The sequence below is a fragment of the Nannocystis pusilla genome (assembly GCF_020073745.1).
In the GTDB taxonomy this organism is placed as follows: domain Bacteria; phylum Myxococcota_A; class Polyangia; order Nannocystales; family Nannocystaceae; genus Nannocystis; species Nannocystis radixulma.
Genome location: NZ_JAIRAU010000020.1, coordinates 1 through 15,441 on the forward strand (window position 1 = coordinate 1; position 15,441 = coordinate 15,441).

Here is a 15,441-nt window from a genome sequence, read left to right on the forward strand (position 1 = left end):
ATTGCGAACACCCGTACGGAGCGATGCGCCGTGCGGTCGACCGGTCTGGACCGAGTCAGGCGGTCGCACCGGTCGTCGGCGCCGAGGCCGTCGATCACGATCCATACAGGCGACGGCCGCGAAACTTGCCGGCCCCTTCGACCTCGGGCCCGCTCACGACTGTTGCACTGGCGCCCGCGGTGCTGTTAGGGTGCGCCGCGAAACAAGGGTCCTGGTCGTTTCTCGCTGCTTTCATGTCGCGCCACGAACACGTCCCAGCACGGGGGGTCCCTGCGGCCTCCCTGGACCTTTTAAGAAGAGGGTGAACTGAAGTGCCGGCCATTTTTCCCCGCTGGACCAACAACATCCCGCTCGCCGTCGCTGTGCTCGGCCCCTTCGCGCTCGCCGGCCTCGTCGGCTTCGTCTGGTACTACTTCTCGCCGAAGTACACCGACGCCGGCTACCGCCCGATCCAGCCGGTGCCGTTCAGCCACAAGCTGCACGCCGGCGACATGGGCATGGACTGTCGCTACTGCCACAACACGGTCGAGAAGGCCGCGGTCGCGGCCGTGCCGCCGGCGGCGACGTGCATGAACTGCCACTCGCTGGTCAAGACCGACAGCCCGCGTCTCAAGCTCGTGCGCGACAGCTTCGAGACCGGCGAGACGATCCCGTGGGTGCGCGTCCACCAGCTGCCGGACTTCGCGTTCTTCGATCACCGGCCGCACCTCGCGGCCGGCGTCGGCTGCTCGTCGTGTCACGGTCGCATCGATCAGATGACCATCGTCGAGATGGCGAAGCCGCTGTCGATGGGCTGGTGCCTCGAGTGCCACCGCGACCCGGAGCCCAACCTGCGGCCGGTCGACCAGATCACGAACATGGCGTGGGACCCGGCGACCGACGGCAAGGCCTACGACGCCGCCAAGGACCCGAAGCGCAAGCGCGACGTCAACCCGCCTGAGCACTGCTCGGGGTGCCACCGCTAACCCGCCGCCAGCGACAGGTTTTTCGCATGACCAAGTCCACCGACAACCTCAAGGCATACTGGCGCAGCCTCGCGGATCACGACGGCACGCTGGCCCCGCAGCACGACGAGTTCCCGGGCCTGAAGGACGCGAGCGCGAGCGAGAGCTCGGACGGCGGCGCGAGCAGCTTCGTGCCCGTCACCTCGCTCGCGCGGCGCAAGTTCATGGGCCTCGTCGGCGCCTCGACGGCGCTGGCCTCGGCCGGGTGCGTGCGCAAGCCGGTCGAGCACATCGTCCCGCTGAGCAAGCGGCCCGAAGACACGATCCCCGGCCAGGCCGTCTACTACGCCACCGCGTACCAGGTCGGCGGCACGGTGCAGGGCCTGCTGGTCGAGTCGCAGGACGGTCGCCCGACCAAGGTCGAGGGCAACCCGCGCCACAGCGGCTCGCTCGGCGCCACCGACTCGTGGGCGCAGGCCAGCGTCATGGGCCTCTACGACCCGGCGCGCTCGCGGACCCCGCTGAAGCGCAAGGGCGAGGCGCAGGAGGCCAGCGACTGGGACACGGTCACCGAGGAGCTCGGGGCCAAGTTCAAGGAGCTGCGCGGCAAGCAGGGTGAGGGTCTCGCGGTCGTGCTGCCGACGGTGCTGTCGCCGTCGCTGCGCGAGGCGCTCAAGACCTTCACCACCAACTTCCCCAAGGCCAAGCTGTTCAACGGCGACGTCGTCGGCTCGCACAACGCCGACGCCGGCGCCGAGCTGCTGTGCGGCGCCGGGGCGCGCTTCACCTATCACATCCAGGGCAAGGGCAGCGCGGCCGGGCAGATCACCGCCGCCGGCACGCGCGTCATCTTCTCGGCCGACAGCGACTTCCTGTGCGGCGAGCAGGACAGCGTCCGCCTGCAGCGCGAGTTCGCGGCCGGCCGCGAGGTCCACTCGCAGGCCGACGCCGCCAGCATGAACCGGCTCTACGTCGTCGAGCCGCACTTCAGCATCACCGGCGCCCAGGCCGACCACCGCCTGCGCATGCGCGCCGGCCAGGTCGGCGCGGTCCTCATCGCCCTGGCCAACGAGATCAAGGGCAGCAGCAAGGCCCCGAGCGGCGCCGAGGCGGTGCTCGACGCGCTGCCGGCCGTCACCCTGACCGACGCCGAGCAGAAGTTCGTCAAGGTCCTGGCCAAGGACCTGCTGGCGGCCAAGGACGCCCGCGACGCCCACAGCCTCGTGATCGTCGGCGAGCGTCAGCCCGCGTGGGCGCACGCGCTCGGCCTGCTGATCAACACCATGCTCGGCAACGTCGGCAGCAGCGTCCGCCTGCGCCACGACGACACCGCGGTCGCGGCCGAGCCGATCGCCGGCCTCGCGGCGGCGCTCGGCGCCGGCGTCGACACCGTCCTGGTGATCGACTGCAACCCCGCCTACGAGACCCCCGGCGAGCTCGAGCTGGCCGCCAAGCTCAAGGGCGTCACCGTCATCCACCACGGCCTCTACAACGACGAGACCGGCAAGCTGGCCGCCTGGCACCTGCCGGCCACCACGTACCTCGAGGCGTGGGGCGACCTCGAGGCGGCCGACGCGACCGTCTCGATCGTCCAGCCGCTGATCGCTCCGCTCCACCAGAGCAAGAGCGCGCTCGAGCTGCTGTCGTGGATCGCCAGCGGCGCCGAGGTCGACGGCTACAGCCTCGTCCAGGGCTACTGGCGGAAGGTCCTCGGCGCCATGTGGTCCGACAAGGTCTGGCGCCGCTGGCTGCACGACGGCGTCGTCCACGGCGTGCCGCGCTCGGGCCAGAACCCGGTCCCGCGCGAGTTCGCCAAGCTGGCCGAGGCGATCAAGGCGGCCGACTTCACGGCCTCCAAGTTCGAGGTCAACTTCCACGTCGACCCCAAGGTCGCCGACGGTCGCTTCGCCAACATCGCGTGGCTGCAGGAGCTGCCGCACCCGATGACGAAGCTGACCTGGGACAACGCGGCCTACGTCAGCATCGCCACCGCGCGCAAGCTCGGCGTCGAGAACTGCGACCTCGTGACCGTCACCGTCGGCGGCCGCTCGGTCCAGATCCCGATCTGGATCGCCCCGGGCCAGGCCGACGACACCGTCTCGCTCGCGCTCGGCTACGGCCGGGACAACATCGGTCTCGCCGCCAACGGCGCCGGCGTCGACGTGTACCCGCTGCAGAGCGCCGCCAACCCCTGGTTCGTGCAGGGCGGCGACGTGGCCAAGTTCGGCGGCCAGCGCAAGATCTTCTCCACGCAGGACTGGGGCTCGCTGTCGCCGGCGATCGACATGGCGTCGACGCGTGACGACATGGACCCGAACCTGTTGAACCCGGGCCGCGGCTACCCCGACCGCCCGATCGTGCGCGAGACCACCGTCGAGGACTTCAAGGCCAACGGCCGGGAGTTCGCGATCAAGGGCGACCTCATGGCGCCCGACAAGCTGGTCTCGCTGTGGGACCACAACACCCACCCCGACTTCGGCGCGCCGGCGCTGGTCGGCAAGCAGCAGTGGGGCATGGTCATCGACCTCAACAAGTGCAACGGCTGCAGCGCCTGCGTCGTCGCCTGTCAGGCCGAGAACAACATCCCGGTGGTCGGCCGCTCGCAGATCGCCAACGGCCGCGAGATGCACTGGATCCGCCTCGACCGCTACTACAGCGGCGCCAAGGAGGACCCGGCCGCGGTCGTGCAGCCGATGCTGTGCCAGCACTGCGAGACCGCCCCGTGCGAGAACGTGTGCCCGGTGGCCGCGACCGCGCACAGCCCCGAGGGCCTCAACGACATGGCCTACAACCGCTGCATCGGCACGCGGTACTGCGCCAACAACTGCCCGTACAAGGTCCGCCGGTTCAACTTCTTCAACTTCAACCGCGACCCGATGAACAGCGACGACGAGAAGTTGCTGTGGATGCAGAAGAACCCGGACGTCACGGTGCGCTTCCGCGGCGTCATCGAGAAGTGCTCGTACTGCGTCCAGCGCATCCAGGAGGCCAAGATCCAGGCCCACGTCGCCGGCGAGGACACCGTCAAGGACGGCGCCATCGTCGTCGCGTGCGAGCAGTCGTGCGCTTCGCAGGCGATCGTGTTCGGCGATGTCGCCGACCCGACCACGCGGGTCTCGCAGGCCCGCACCAACGTCCGTCACTACGGCGTCCTCACCGACCTCAACACGCGGCCGCGCACCACCTACCTCGGCCGGATCCGCAACCCCAACACCGAGCTCGCTCCGTCCGCTCCGGCCCCGGCCGCCGCGCCGGCCGCTGCCCCCGCCCACGGGGCCGCTGCCGAGCACAAGGCCGACCACGCCCCGGCGCACTAAGCCCAGGTGACGCACATGGCTCAGTATCAAGACGAACTCGACCCGATCACCGGCCGCAAGGAACTCGTCGACGGTGCAAACGTCACCTTCCACGACGTGACGGAGGCCGTCGCGCGGCCGATCGAGGTCCCCAGCAGCCGCTGGTGGATCGCGTTCATCCCGTCGGTGATGTTGCTCGGGGTGTACCTCATCTCGATCGCTTACCTGCTCTACATGGGCACCGGCATCTGGGGCCTCAACAACCCGGTGGCGTGGGGTTGGGCGATCGTCAACTTCGTGTTCTGGGTCGGCATCGGCCACGCCGGAACGCTGATCTCGGCGATTCTGTTCCTGTTCCGCCAGAAGTGGCGCACGTCGATCAACCGCGCCGCGGAGGCGATGACGATCTTCGCCGTCATCTGCGCGCTGCAGTTCCCGACGTTCCACACCGGCCGTCCCTGGTTCATCTACTGGCCGCTGCCGCTGCCGAACCAGATGGAGATGTGGCCGAACTTCCGCAGCCCGCTCCTCTGGGACGTGTTCGCGGTCTCGACCTACTTCACGGTCTCGCTGCTGTTCTGGTACGTCGGCCTGATCCCCGACCTGGCGACGATGCGCGACCGGGCCAAGACGCCGATCCGGCGCTTCGCCTACGGGCTGTTCGCGCTCGGCTGGCGCGGGTCCACGCGGCACTGGCTCAACTACGAGAAGGCCTACATGATCCTCGCCGGTCTGAGCACGCCGCTGGTGCTCTCCGTGCACACGATCGTGTCCTTCGACTTCGCCGTGTCGCAGCTGCCCGGCTGGCACACCACGATCTTCCCGCCCTACTTCGTCGCCGGCGCCATCTTCTCCGGCTTCGCGATGGTGCTCACGCTGCTGCTGCCGCTGCGGGCCTGGTTCAAGCTCGAGCACATCATCACGATCAAGCACCTCGAGAACATGGCGAAGATCATCCTGCTGACGGGCACGATGGTCGGCTACGCGTACGCGATGGAGTTCTTCATCGCCTGGTACTCGGGCAACCCGTACGAGAGCTTCGCCTTCCAGAACCGCCTGTTCGGCGACTACTGGTGGGCCTACTGGATCATGGTGAGCTGCAACGTCATCACCCCGCAGTTCTTCTGGATCAAGCGGATCCGGCGCTCGGTGGTGTGGCTGTTCATCCTCTCGATCTTCGTCAACATCGGCATGTGGTTCGAGCGCTTCGTCATCACGGTGACCTCGCTCCACCACGACTTCCTGCCGTCGAGCTGGGACTACTACTCGCCGACGGTGTGGGACGTGTCGACCCTGGTCGGCAGCTTCGGCCTGTTCTTCACCCTGTTCTGCCTGTTCGTCCGCTACCTCCCGACCGTCGCCATCGGCGAGGTCAAGAGCGTGATGTCGATTGCCAACCCGCACTACCACGGCGACGGTGCGCACGGGGAGCGTCATTGAGCCATGAGTAAGCCCCTCAAGAAGAAGACCTACGGCTTGCTCGCCGAGTACGACTCGGCCCGGGCCATCTACCACGCGTGCGAACAGGTCCGCGACGCCGGCTACAAGGTGTGGGACTCGCACACGCCGTTCGCGGTGCACAACCTCGACAAGGCCATGGGCCTCGGGCCGAGCGTGCTGCCGTGGATCGTGTTCGCCATGGGCATGACCGGCGCCTCGCTGGCGATGCTGCTGCAGTGGTGGACCTCGACGATCGACTACCCGATCGTCATCGCCGGCAAGCCGTACTTCAGCTGGCAGGCCTTCGTGCCGGTGACGTTCGAGCTCGGCGTGCTGTTCTCCGCCTTCGGCGCGGTGTTCGGCATGCTCGGGCTGAACCGTCTGCCGATGTGGTACCACTCGCTGTTCAACAGCGAGCGGTTCCTGCGCCACACGGACGACAAGTTCTTCATCGCCATCGAGGCGCGCGACCCCAAGTACGACCCCCAGAAGACCCGCGAGCTGCTCGAGCGCACCGGCGCCCTGCACATCGAGGAGGTCGAGGACTGACATGGCACGCAAACTCCTTCCCAGTCCCTTCGGGTCTGCTTCGGCCATCGCCCTCGGCTGCGCTCTCATCGGTGCGGTCGGCTGTCAGGGCAACCGGTCCGAGCTGCCGCCGGTCCACCTCATCCAGAACATGGACTTCCAGCAGCGCTTCGACGCCCAGGAGGTCAACGACTTCTTCAAGGACGTCGACTGCGCCAACGCCCACAACCCGCACCAGTGCGAGGGCAGGGCGGCGCGCCTGCCGGTGGCCGGCACCGTGGCCGTCGGGCAGCTGCACGACGACGACGAGCTGTACCGCGGGCGCGGCGCCGACGGCCGCCTGATCGACCGGCTCCCGGCGGCGATCAAGCTCAGCACCGAGCTGATGGCCCGCGGCGAGGAGCGCTACAACATCTACTGCCAGCCCTGCCACGACTACACCGGCGGCGGCCAGGGCATCGCCACCCTGCGCGGCGGCGGCTTCAGCGTCGCGCCGAAGAACCTCAACGACCCGCAGATCCGGGCCATGCCGCTGGGGCACTTCTTCGACGTCATCACCAACGGCAAGGGCACGATGCAGCCCTACGCCGCCCAGATCTCGGCCCAGGACCGCTGGGCGATCACGGTGTGGGTCCGCACGCTGCAGGTCGCGCGCACGCCCGAGGAGGCCAAGTAGCCATGAGCCACGATCACGACAAGCCGTTCGTCCTCCCGGCCGATCAGATCCACATCCCCGCCGGGTCGATGTGGCGCAAGATGCCGATCATCGGCCTGTTGCTCGGCGCGGCCGGCATCGGCGGCGCCTGGGCCACCAGCCACGGCGACACGCACGCCTTCTGGTACGCGTACCTGGTCGGCTACATGGTCTTCCTGGCGTTCGCCCTCGGCGGCCTGTTCTTCGTCATCCTCCAGCACCTGGTCCGCGCCGGCTGGTCGATCGCGGTCCGCCGGATCGCCGAGAACATGATGATCACCCTGCCGGCGCTGTGCCTGCTGGGCCTGCCGATCATCTTCCTCGGCGCGCACGACCTCTACCACTGGACCGACGTCGCCGCGGTCGAGCATGACTTCATGCTCAACGCGAAGAAGGCCTACCTCAACGAGGGCTTCTTCCGCATCCGCATGTTCGTCTACTTCGGCGTGTGGACGCTGCTCTCGCTGTTCTTCTACGGCAAGAGCACCGGCAGCGACGGCAAGCCCGAGCTCGGCATCCGCGCCGCGCACAGCATGCGCTTTTGGGCGGCCCCGGCGCTGTTCCTGTTCGCGCTGTCGCTGACCTTCGCGGCGTTCGACCTGCTGATGTCGCTCGACCCGCACTGGTTCTCGACCATGTTCGGCGTCTACTACTTCGCCGGCAGCGCCCTCAGCATGTTCGGCCTGATCACGCTGACGGTCATCCTGCTGCACAAGTCGGGCTACCTGCGCGGCGTCGTCACGACCGAGCACTACCACGACCTCGGCAAGTACCTGTTCGGCTTCACGGTGTTCTACACGTACATCGCGTTCAGCCAGTACTTCCTGATCTGGTACGCGAACATCCCGGAAGAGACGATGTGGTTCGGCTACCGCATCGCCGACGACTTCCTGCCGCTGACCTTCCTGCTGGTCATCGGTCGCTTCTTCATCCCGTTCTTCTTCCTGCTGCGCCGCGGGGTCAAGCGCAACGCCTTCACGCTGACGCTGGCCGCGGTGTGGGTGCTGTTCATGCAGGTGGTCGACATGTTCTGGCTGATCCAGCCGGTGCGTGCCCACCACCACGCGCTGGAGAGCGGTGACCACGTGATGCACATGCACATCGGCGCGGTCGACATCCTCGCGCTGCTCGGCGCGGCCGGCGTGTTCATCGCCGCCTTCACCTGGGCGCTCGGCCGCAAGGCCCTGGTCCCCACCGGCGACCCGCGGATCGAGGAGTCGGTCCAGTTCGAGAACTTCTGAGCGGAGCGGAGGCAGTCATGACCGAGCATCACAACGATTCGCACGGCGGGCACGGACACGGCGGTGGCCACGAGCTCGACGCGCCGCCGACCCGCGAGCTGTTCAACATCGTCTGGGGCCTGGGCGCGCTGACGCTGCTCTCGCTGATCACCTGCGTGCAGCTGTTCAACGACCAGGCGCGCGACCTCGAGTCCGAGCGCGGCAAGGAGGGCTCGGCCCTGCTCGCCAAGTACCGCAAGGACATGGAGACGCGGACCCGCGGCGCCGGCGAGGACAGCATCACCGACGCGACCGGCAAGGTCGTCGGCCGCTACAACTACATCCCGCTGGCCTCGGCGCGCGACCTGATCCTCGCCAAGCCGGAGAAGCTCGGCGCGTTCGCCCCGCCGCCGGGGTGGATCCACCCCGACGACGTCGCCGCGGGCGGGCAGAAGGCCGCCCCGGTGCCGACGCCGGCGCCTGACGGGACCGAGGGCACGCCGGCCCCGGGTGCCGGTGGTGCGCCCGTCGACGGCGCGGCCCCCACCGCGCCCGCCGAGGGTGCCGCTGCTGCGCCCGCCAAGGGTGCCGCTGCGCCCGCCGAGGGTGCCGCGCCGGCTGGCACGCCGCCCGCCGGGGGGACGACCATGCCCACCGTCAACAAGGACGACGCCATGCCCCTCGACCTCGACAAGGGCCAGCGCGAGAGCGCCAAGCCGGTCCCCGGAGGCACCGTCGAGCCGGTCGGCTCCAAGAGCCATCCAGCCGGTGAGCCCGCCGCGCCCGCGCCTGCGCCCGCGCACTGACGTCCTGCCCTGAAGCCCGTCCTCGTTCGCCATGTCCTGCCGGATCTCCGCAGCCTGCCTCTCCGCCGCCCTGGCCTTCGGGTCAGCCGCCGGCGTGCGCGCTGCTCCGCTGGACGCGCAGCCGTCGGGGAGCAATCAGGTCCTGGCGCCGGCGATGACGGCGATCGACGTCGACGAGCACCTCGGCCTCGACGTCGACCGCGGGCTCAGCTTCGTCGACCACACCGGCAAGAGCGTCACCCTCGGTGACTACCTCGACGGCAAGCGGCCGGTGCTGGTGACGATGAACTACTTCCGCTGTCCGGTGCTGTGCAACGTGCAGCTCAACGAGCTGACGGACACGCTGCACAAGCTCGACTGGACGGCGGGGGACGAGCACTTCCGGATCGTCACCGTCAGCATCGACCCGCGGGAGACGACGGAGCTGGCCAGGTCCAAGCGGCAGGGCCACCTCCACTCGCTCGAGCGCGGCGACGACGTCGACTGGGCCTTCCTCACCGGCGACGCCTTGAACGTGCGCCTGCTCGCGGCCCAGCTCGGGATTTCGTACACGTACGACCCGGAGCAGGACCAGTACGCGCACCCGGCGGTGATCGCGTTCCTGTCCCCCGAGGGCAAGATCGCCCGCTACGTCTACGGCCTGTCGTACATGCCCAACGACCTCAAATTCGCCCTCATCGAGGCGAGCGAGGGTCGGGTCGGCAGCACCATCGACCGGCTGATCCTCAGCTGCTTTCACTACGACGCGACCCTCGGTCGCTACGGCCCGTTTGCGTTCGGTCTCATGCGCATCGCGGGCGCCGTGACTGTGTTATTGATCGGAACAGCCCTGCTCGTGTACTGGCGGCGTGAACGCCGGGCCACGGCCTGACAGGGACCTGCGGAGGTAAACCCGTGCTCTTCTCGCTCTTGATCGCCCCTGCCGCCGCGGAAGCCGCGTTGCCGCCCTCGAACCCGGGCACGCCGCCGATGTCGGACTCCCCGTGGAGCCTCCTGCCGGCGGCTTCGGCCAACGCCGAGGCGCTCGACTCGCTCTACATCTTCTTCTGGATCCTCTGCGGCATCGCCTTCGTCGGCATGATCGGCGTCCAGGCGTACTTCATGTGGAAGTACAAGAAGCCCGCCGAGGGCCACGCCAAGACCTCGCCGCTGACCCACAACGGCAAGCTCGAGTTCATCTGGAGCGCGATCCCGACGTTCTTCTTCGTGATTCTGTTCGCCTGGGGCGAGATCGAATACATGAAGCAGGTCACGCCGCCGCCGGACGCGATGGACGTGCGGGTCACCGGGCAGAAGTGGTCGTGGACGATCGAGTACCCCGAGGTGAAGGGCTGCTCGCTGACGAACGACCTCTACGTCCCGGTCGGCCAGCCGATGCGCCTGACGATGACCTCGCTCGACGTCATCCACTCGTTCTACCTGCCGGCGTTCCGCCTGAAGAAGGACGTGGTGCCGGGGCGCTACACGGTGCTCTGGTTCGAGGCGACCAAGCCGGGCCTGTACCCGCTGATGTGCACCGAGTACTGCGGTGACGAGCACTCGAGCATGGTCGGCCGCGTCCACGTCGTCGCCCAGGAGGAGTACGACGCGGTGCTGGCCAAGGCCTGCGAGCTCAAGCAGGGCGACACCGAGTCGACCGAGGACTTCGGCGCCCGCGTGGTCACGCGTGGCGGCTGCGCCAGCTGCCACACCACCGACGGCACGGTGAAGACCGGCCCGAGCTTCAAGGGTCTGTTCGGCAAGACCGAGACCCTGTCCGACGGCAGCACCGTGACCGTCGACGAGAACTACATCCGCGAGTCGATCCTCGAGCCCAACGCGAAGATCGTGTCCGGCTTCAGCCCGCAGATGCCCAGCTTCGCCGGGCGCTTCGACGACAAGCAGATCGCCGCGCTCATCGCCTACATCAAGGCCCAGAAGTAACGCTTCGCCCGCGGCACCCACGGAGTCTCCCATGTCCACTGCTGTCCAGTCGCACGACCCACACCCCGCCACGGAGCCGAGCTACCTGGTGTCGAAGCGGGGCCTGATGTCCTGGCTCGTCACCGTCGACCACAAGCGGCTCGGCCTGATGTACCTGGCCTCGGTGATGTTCTTCTTCCTGATCGCCGGCATCCTGGCGATCGCCCTGCGCACCGAGCTGTTCACGCCGGACCAGGACTTCATGAGCGCCCAGACCTACAACCAGGTCTTCACGCTGCACGGCGCGATCATGGTGTTCCTGTTCATCATCCCGAGCGTCCCGGCGGCGCTGGGCAACTTCCTGTTGCCGCTGATGCTCGGGGCCAAGGACGTGGCGTTCCCGCGGCTCAACCTGCTGAGCTTCTACGTCTACTCGGTCGCGGCGGTGTTCCTGATCGTCGCCATCCTGACGAGCGGCCTCGACACGGGTTGGACGTTCTACACGCCGTACTCCACGAGTACAGGGACGGCGGTGATCACGGCGACGACCGGCGTCTTCATCGCCGGCTTCTCGTCGATCCTCACCGGCCTGAACTTCGTGGTCACGGTGCACAAGATGCGCGCGCCGGGCATGAACTGGAACCGGATGCCGCTGTTCGTGTGGGCCATCTACTCGACCGCGGTCATCCAGGTGCTGGCGACGCCGGTGCTGGCGATCACGCTGCTGCTGCTCATCATCGAGCGGTCGCTCGGGATCGGCATCTTCGACCCGGCGATGGGCGGCGACCCGGTGCTGTTCCAGCACTTCTTCTGGTTCTACAGCCACCCGGCCGTCTACATCATGATCCTCCCGGGGTTCGGCATCATCTCGGAGATCATCACGGTCCACAGCCGCAAGCACATCTTCGGCTACAAGGCCATCGCGCTGTCCTCGGTCGCCATCGCCGTCATCTCGTTCGTCGTGTGGGGCCACCACCTGTTCGTCTCGGGCCAGTCCGAGCTGGCGGGCGTGCTGTTCAGCTTCCTGACCTTCGCCGTCGGCGTGCCCACCGCGATCAAGGTGTTCTCGTGGGTGGCGACGCTCTACAAGGGCAGCATCCAGTACAACACCGCCTGCTGGTACGGCATGGCGTTCCTGTGGACCTTCACGGTCGGCGGCCTCACCGGCCTGCCGCTGTCGACCCTGGCCATCGACGTGCACCTCCACGACACCTACTTCGTGGTCGCGCACTTCCACTACGTCATGGTCGGCGGCACCGTCGTCGCCTTCATCGGCGGCCTCCACCACTGGTGGCCGAAGATGACCGGCAAGATGTTCAACGAGACCGCCGGCAAGATCGGCTGCCTCCTGGTGTTCATCGGCTTCAACGTCACCTTCATGACCCAGTTCTTCCTGGGCCACCAGGGCATGCCGCGGCGCTACTACGCCTACCTGCCCGAGTACCAGACGATGCACCAGGTCTCGACCATCGGCTCGTGGATCCTCGCGGCCGGCCTGCTCTGGACCCTCATCTACCTGGTGCACTCGCTGTTCAAGGGCGAGAAGGCGCCGTCGAACCCGTGGGGTGGCGTGTCGCTCGAGTGGGAGACCCAGAGCCCGCCGATCGAGCACAACTTCCACGACACGCCGCACGTCCACGGCAGCCCCTACGACTTCCCCGAGATCGACAAGTCGGGCGGCAGCGCTCACCACTGATTCACTTACGCGAGTTCCACGGGGTACGAAGCCATGAGCAACGAACACGCCCACGCGCCCGCCCACGACGACGACGAGCACAACCCGCACCTGGCCCACCACTTCGACACGATGGGCCAGCAGACGGCCGCCGCGAAGCTCGGGATGTGGCTCTTCCTGGCCACCGAGATCCTGATGTTCTCGGGCCTGTTCCTCGCCTACTTCATCCTCCGGATGTTCTACCCGGAGATGGTGCTCGAGGCGCACGAGTACCTCAGCAAGTGGGCCGGCGGCATCAACACCGTGGTCCTGCTGACGTCCTCGTACACCATGGCCCTCGGGGTCCGCTCGATCCAGCTCGGCGACGTCAAGAAGCTGCGGCTGATGCTCGTGCTGACCATCCTGTGCGGCTGCATCTTCATGGTGGTCAAGTACTTCGAGTACAGCGCCAAGTTCGAGCACGGCATGCTGCCGGGCAAGTTCTACTCGGCGCACCTGCACGGCTACGAGATCGACGGGCTGCCGCACATCTTCTTCGGCGTCTACTTCATGATGACCGGCCTCCACGGCATCCACGTGGCGATCGGCCTCGCCATCATGTTGTGGATGTTCGTCCGCGCCGGTCGCGGCGAGTTCAACGCCAAGAACTACGTGGCCATCGAGAACACCGGCCTGTACTGGCACCTCGTCGACCTGATCTGGATCTTCCTCTTCCCGCTCCTCTACCTGGTCAAGTGACCCTCGCCCGGAGTTGATTGTCATGGCAAAGGTCTTCCTCAACGGTCAACCGGTCGAGCACGCCCACGAGGTCCACGAGCACATCTCGCCGATGAGCACGTACAACGCCGTCATCGGCGCCCTGTTCGTCCTCACCGGCCTGACCTTCGCGGTCTCGTTCGCCGACCTCGGCCCCGCCAGCCTCACGGTGGCGATGGTCGTCGCGTTCATCAAGGCGTCGCTGGTCGTCGCCTACTTCATGCACCTGAAGTACGACGACAAGTACCACCTGTTCGTCTTCCTCGGGACCATCATCTTCGTCGGCATCTTCTTCGGCTTCACGATGTTCGACCTCAAGAGCCGCGACGCCCTCAACGACGAGCAGGAGACGTTCGTCCGCTGGAAGGAGATGGAGAACGCCGGCAAGGGCCTCGCGGTCGGCGTCGACAACGTCCCCGAGCGCCGCGCCAAGGTCCTCGCCGAGATCGAGGCCCACGGCGGCGGCCACGGCGGCGGCCATGGTGAGGCAGGCCACGGCGGCGGCGAGCACAAGACCGACGCCAAGGCCGAGCACAAGGCCGCAGCGCACTGAGCTGCCCCCCGCGCCCCTGCGCGAGCGACCGGCCACGAGGCACTGGCTGCCCCGTGGCCGGGCTCGCTTTCTGCGTCCGGCGGGCGCTGCTCGCGCCTGTGGTAACATGGGCTCGACACAGCAAGTTGTCCGCGCATGACCCTGGTTCAACTCCGCACCGCGCGGCCGCCGTCCGCGGTGGTCGGAGGGCCTCTGGTCGACCCGCAGGCGCGTCGCGTCCGCTACCTGCGGGTCTCGTTGACCGACCGGTGCAACTACCGCTGCACCTACTGCATGCCCGAGGACGGCATCGACCGGATCGCCCGCGCCGACCTGCTCACGCTCGAGGAGATAGCGACCATCGTCCAGGTGTTCGCGGGCATGGGCGTCGAGCGCGTGCGCCTCACCGGCGGTGAGCCGATGGTCCGCCGCGGCCTCGTCGAGCTGGTCGCGTCGCTCGCCGCCCTCCCGCTCGACGTCGTCATGACCACCAACGGCGCCCGGCTCGCCGGGCTCGCCGCGCCGCTGCGCCAGGCCGGCCTGCGCGGCCTCACCGTCAGCCTCGACAGCCTCGACCCCGGGCGCTTCGCCGCGATCACCCGCCGCGGCGTGCTCGCCGAGGTGCTCGCCGGCCTCGAGGCGGCGAGCGCGGCCGGCTTCACCGGCATCAAGCTCAACACCGTCGCGATCCGCGGCTTCAACGACCACGAGCTCGGCGCGCTGGCGCTGTGGGCGTGGGAGCGCGGCCACGTGCCGCGCTTCATCGAGGTCATGCCGATGTCGGGGGGCCGCCTGTACGTCCCCGGCGAGCTGCTTCCGGCATCGGAGATCCGCGAACGCGTGGCGCTCGCGGCCGGGGCGCCGCTGGTCGCCGACAGCGGCGAGGGCGTGCGCGGCCTCGGCCCTGCGACCTATTGGCGCGTCGCCTCCGGGCCCCACGCAGGCCGGCGGGTCGGCGTCATCGCGCCCATGACCGAGAACTTCTGCGGCTCCTGCAACCGCCTGCGGCTGTCTGCCGCGGGTTCGCTCCACAATTGTCTCGCCCGCGACGACGCCGGCGATCTACGCTCGGTCTTGCGATCCGAAGGTGCGGTCGCCCTCGCGGCGCGCGTGCGCGCCGTCTTGGGCTACAAGCAGTCGGGCCACACTTTCGCCCTGGATGGCCACGGAGGCCCGGACAAGGCGATGATCAGCATCGGAGGCTAACCCGTCATGGCGCTCCCCGTCTCGTCCAAAGTCTTCATCGGCCTCTTCGTCAGCGGCGCGGTGTTCTACCTCGTCAGCACCAGCAGCGGCGAGGGCGTGCTCGACTACATCTTCGTCGACAAGGTCGTCGACAACCCGGCGATGTACAGCGGCCGCATGATCAAGGTCCACGGCACCGTGGTGCCCGGCACCGTCAAGCAGAAGAAGGGCGAGGCCGGCGACTACACCTTCGACATCGAGCGCGAGGGCCGGCGCATGCCGGTCCACTTCACCAGCATGGTGCCCGACACCTTCGCCGAGGGCGGCGAGGTCATCCTCACGGGCGAGCTGCAGGACGGCCGCTTCGAGTCGGAGGAGATGGCCGCCAAGTGCCCGTCGAAGTACGAGGAGCGGCCCTCGGCCGACCCCGACAAGAACGGTCGCTGACCTGTCCGAAGGAGCA

General features: G+C 68.0%; 14 protein-coding genes. All 14 read left to right on the forward strand.

Annotated features, from left to right (window positions below):
- Positions 1 to 311: 311 nt before the first annotated feature.
- A complete protein-coding gene (locus K7C98_RS44835; RefSeq protein ID WP_224192569.1) occupies positions 312 to 965 on the forward strand; it encodes a cytochrome c3 family protein in 654 nt (217 codons plus the stop codon).
- 26 nt (positions 966 to 991) lie between these two features.
- Positions 992 to 4,261, forward strand: coding sequence for a Fe-S-cluster-containing hydrogenase (locus K7C98_RS16175; protein ID WP_224192570.1), 3,270 nt, complete (start codon positions 992 to 994; stop codon positions 4,259 to 4,261).
- A 15-nt stretch (positions 4,262 to 4,276) separates the two neighbouring features.
- Positions 4,277 to 5,680, forward strand: coding sequence for an NrfD/PsrC family molybdoenzyme membrane anchor subunit (gene nrfD, locus K7C98_RS16180; protein ID WP_224192571.1), 1,404 nt, complete (start codon positions 4,277 to 4,279; stop codon positions 5,678 to 5,680).
- A gap of 3 nt (positions 5,681 to 5,683) precedes the next feature.
- Positions 5,684 to 6,229 (forward strand): DUF3341 domain-containing protein, encoded by a 546-nt coding sequence (locus K7C98_RS16185; RefSeq protein WP_224192572.1) that lies wholly within the window; start codon positions 5,684 to 5,686, stop codon positions 6,227 to 6,229.
- Between the two features lies 1 nt (position 6,230).
- Positions 6,231 to 6,884, forward strand: coding sequence for a c-type cytochrome (locus K7C98_RS16190; RefSeq protein ID WP_224192573.1), 654 nt, complete (start codon positions 6,231 to 6,233; stop codon positions 6,882 to 6,884).
- 2 nt (positions 6,885 to 6,886) lie between these two features.
- The gene (locus K7C98_RS16195; protein ID WP_224192574.1) at positions 6,887 to 8,143 is read left to right on the forward strand and encodes a hypothetical protein; all 1,257 of its coding nucleotides are present in this window, start codon (positions 6,887 to 6,889) and stop codon (positions 8,141 to 8,143) included.
- Between the two features lie 17 nt (positions 8,144 to 8,160).
- Positions 8,161 to 8,928: a hypothetical protein gene (locus K7C98_RS16200; protein WP_224192575.1), complete on the forward strand. Its 768-nt coding sequence runs from the start codon at positions 8,161 to 8,163 to the stop codon at positions 8,926 to 8,928.
- 31 nt (positions 8,929 to 8,959) lie between these two features.
- Entirely contained in the window at positions 8,960 to 9,799 is an 840-nt protein-coding gene (locus K7C98_RS16205) for an SCO family protein (protein WP_224192576.1), read from the forward strand.
- A 23-nt stretch (positions 9,800 to 9,822) separates the two neighbouring features.
- The gene (gene coxB / locus K7C98_RS16210; protein ID WP_224192577.1) at positions 9,823 to 10,851 is read left to right on the forward strand and encodes a cytochrome c oxidase subunit II; all 1,029 of its coding nucleotides are present in this window, start codon (positions 9,823 to 9,825) and stop codon (positions 10,849 to 10,851) included.
- Positions 10,852 to 10,882: 31 nt separating this feature from the next.
- On the forward strand, positions 10,883 to 12,526 hold the full coding sequence (ctaD, locus tag K7C98_RS16215; protein WP_224192578.1) for a cytochrome c oxidase subunit I: 1,644 nt from the start codon (positions 10,883 to 10,885) through the stop codon (positions 12,524 to 12,526).
- Between the two features lie 33 nt (positions 12,527 to 12,559).
- Complete coding sequence (locus K7C98_RS16220) at positions 12,560 to 13,243, forward strand: cytochrome c oxidase subunit 3 family protein (protein ID WP_224192579.1); 684 nt, start codon at positions 12,560 to 12,562, stop codon at positions 13,241 to 13,243.
- A 22-nt stretch (positions 13,244 to 13,265) separates the two neighbouring features.
- Positions 13,266 to 13,814, forward strand: a complete 549-nt coding sequence (locus tag K7C98_RS16225) for a cytochrome C oxidase subunit IV family protein (RefSeq protein WP_224192580.1) — start codon at positions 13,266 to 13,268, stop codon at positions 13,812 to 13,814.
- Positions 13,815 to 13,949: 135 nt separating this feature from the next.
- Positions 13,950 to 14,999, forward strand: coding sequence for a GTP 3',8-cyclase MoaA (moaA, locus tag K7C98_RS16230; RefSeq protein WP_224192581.1), 1,050 nt, complete (start codon positions 13,950 to 13,952; stop codon positions 14,997 to 14,999).
- A 6-nt stretch (positions 15,000 to 15,005) separates the two neighbouring features.
- Positions 15,006 to 15,425, forward strand: a complete 420-nt coding sequence (locus K7C98_RS16235; protein ID WP_224192582.1) for a cytochrome c maturation protein CcmE — start codon at positions 15,006 to 15,008, stop codon at positions 15,423 to 15,425.
- Positions 15,426 to 15,441: the final 16 nt, after the last annotated feature.

What these genes read in the sequence shown, in the direction of transcription:
- K7C98_RS16190 (WP_224192573.1), top strand. Translation starts at nt 6,231, where the DNA reads ATGGCACGCAAACTCCTTCCCAGTCCCTTCGGGTCTGCTTCGGCCATC.
- nrfD (WP_224192571.1), top strand. Translation starts at nt 4,277, where the DNA reads ATGGCTCAGTATCAAGACGAACTCGACCCGATCACCGGCCGCAAGGAA.
- K7C98_RS16175 (WP_224192570.1), top strand. Translation starts at nt 992, where the DNA reads ATGACCAAGTCCACCGACAACCTCAAGGCATACTGGCGCAGCCTCGCG.
- moaA (WP_224192581.1), top strand. Translation starts at nt 13,950, where the DNA reads ATGACCCTGGTTCAACTCCGCACCGCGCGGCCGCCGTCCGCGGTGGTC.
- K7C98_RS16185 (WP_224192572.1), top strand. Translation starts at nt 5,684, where the DNA reads ATGAGTAAGCCCCTCAAGAAGAAGACCTACGGCTTGCTCGCCGAGTAC.
- K7C98_RS16220 (WP_224192579.1), top strand. Translation starts at nt 12,560, where the DNA reads ATGAGCAACGAACACGCCCACGCGCCCGCCCACGACGACGACGAGCAC.
- ctaD (WP_224192578.1), top strand. Translation starts at nt 10,883, where the DNA reads ATGTCCACTGCTGTCCAGTCGCACGACCCACACCCCGCCACGGAGCCG.
- K7C98_RS16225 (WP_224192580.1), top strand. Translation starts at nt 13,266, where the DNA reads ATGGCAAAGGTCTTCCTCAACGGTCAACCGGTCGAGCACGCCCACGAG.
- K7C98_RS16195 (WP_224192574.1), top strand. Translation starts at nt 6,887, where the DNA reads ATGAGCCACGATCACGACAAGCCGTTCGTCCTCCCGGCCGATCAGATC.
- K7C98_RS16235 (WP_224192582.1), top strand. Translation starts at nt 15,006, where the DNA reads ATGGCGCTCCCCGTCTCGTCCAAAGTCTTCATCGGCCTCTTCGTCAGC.
- K7C98_RS16205 (WP_224192576.1), top strand. Translation starts at nt 8,960, where the DNA reads ATGTCCTGCCGGATCTCCGCAGCCTGCCTCTCCGCCGCCCTGGCCTTC.
- K7C98_RS16200 (WP_224192575.1), top strand. Translation starts at nt 8,161, where the DNA reads ATGACCGAGCATCACAACGATTCGCACGGCGGGCACGGACACGGCGGT.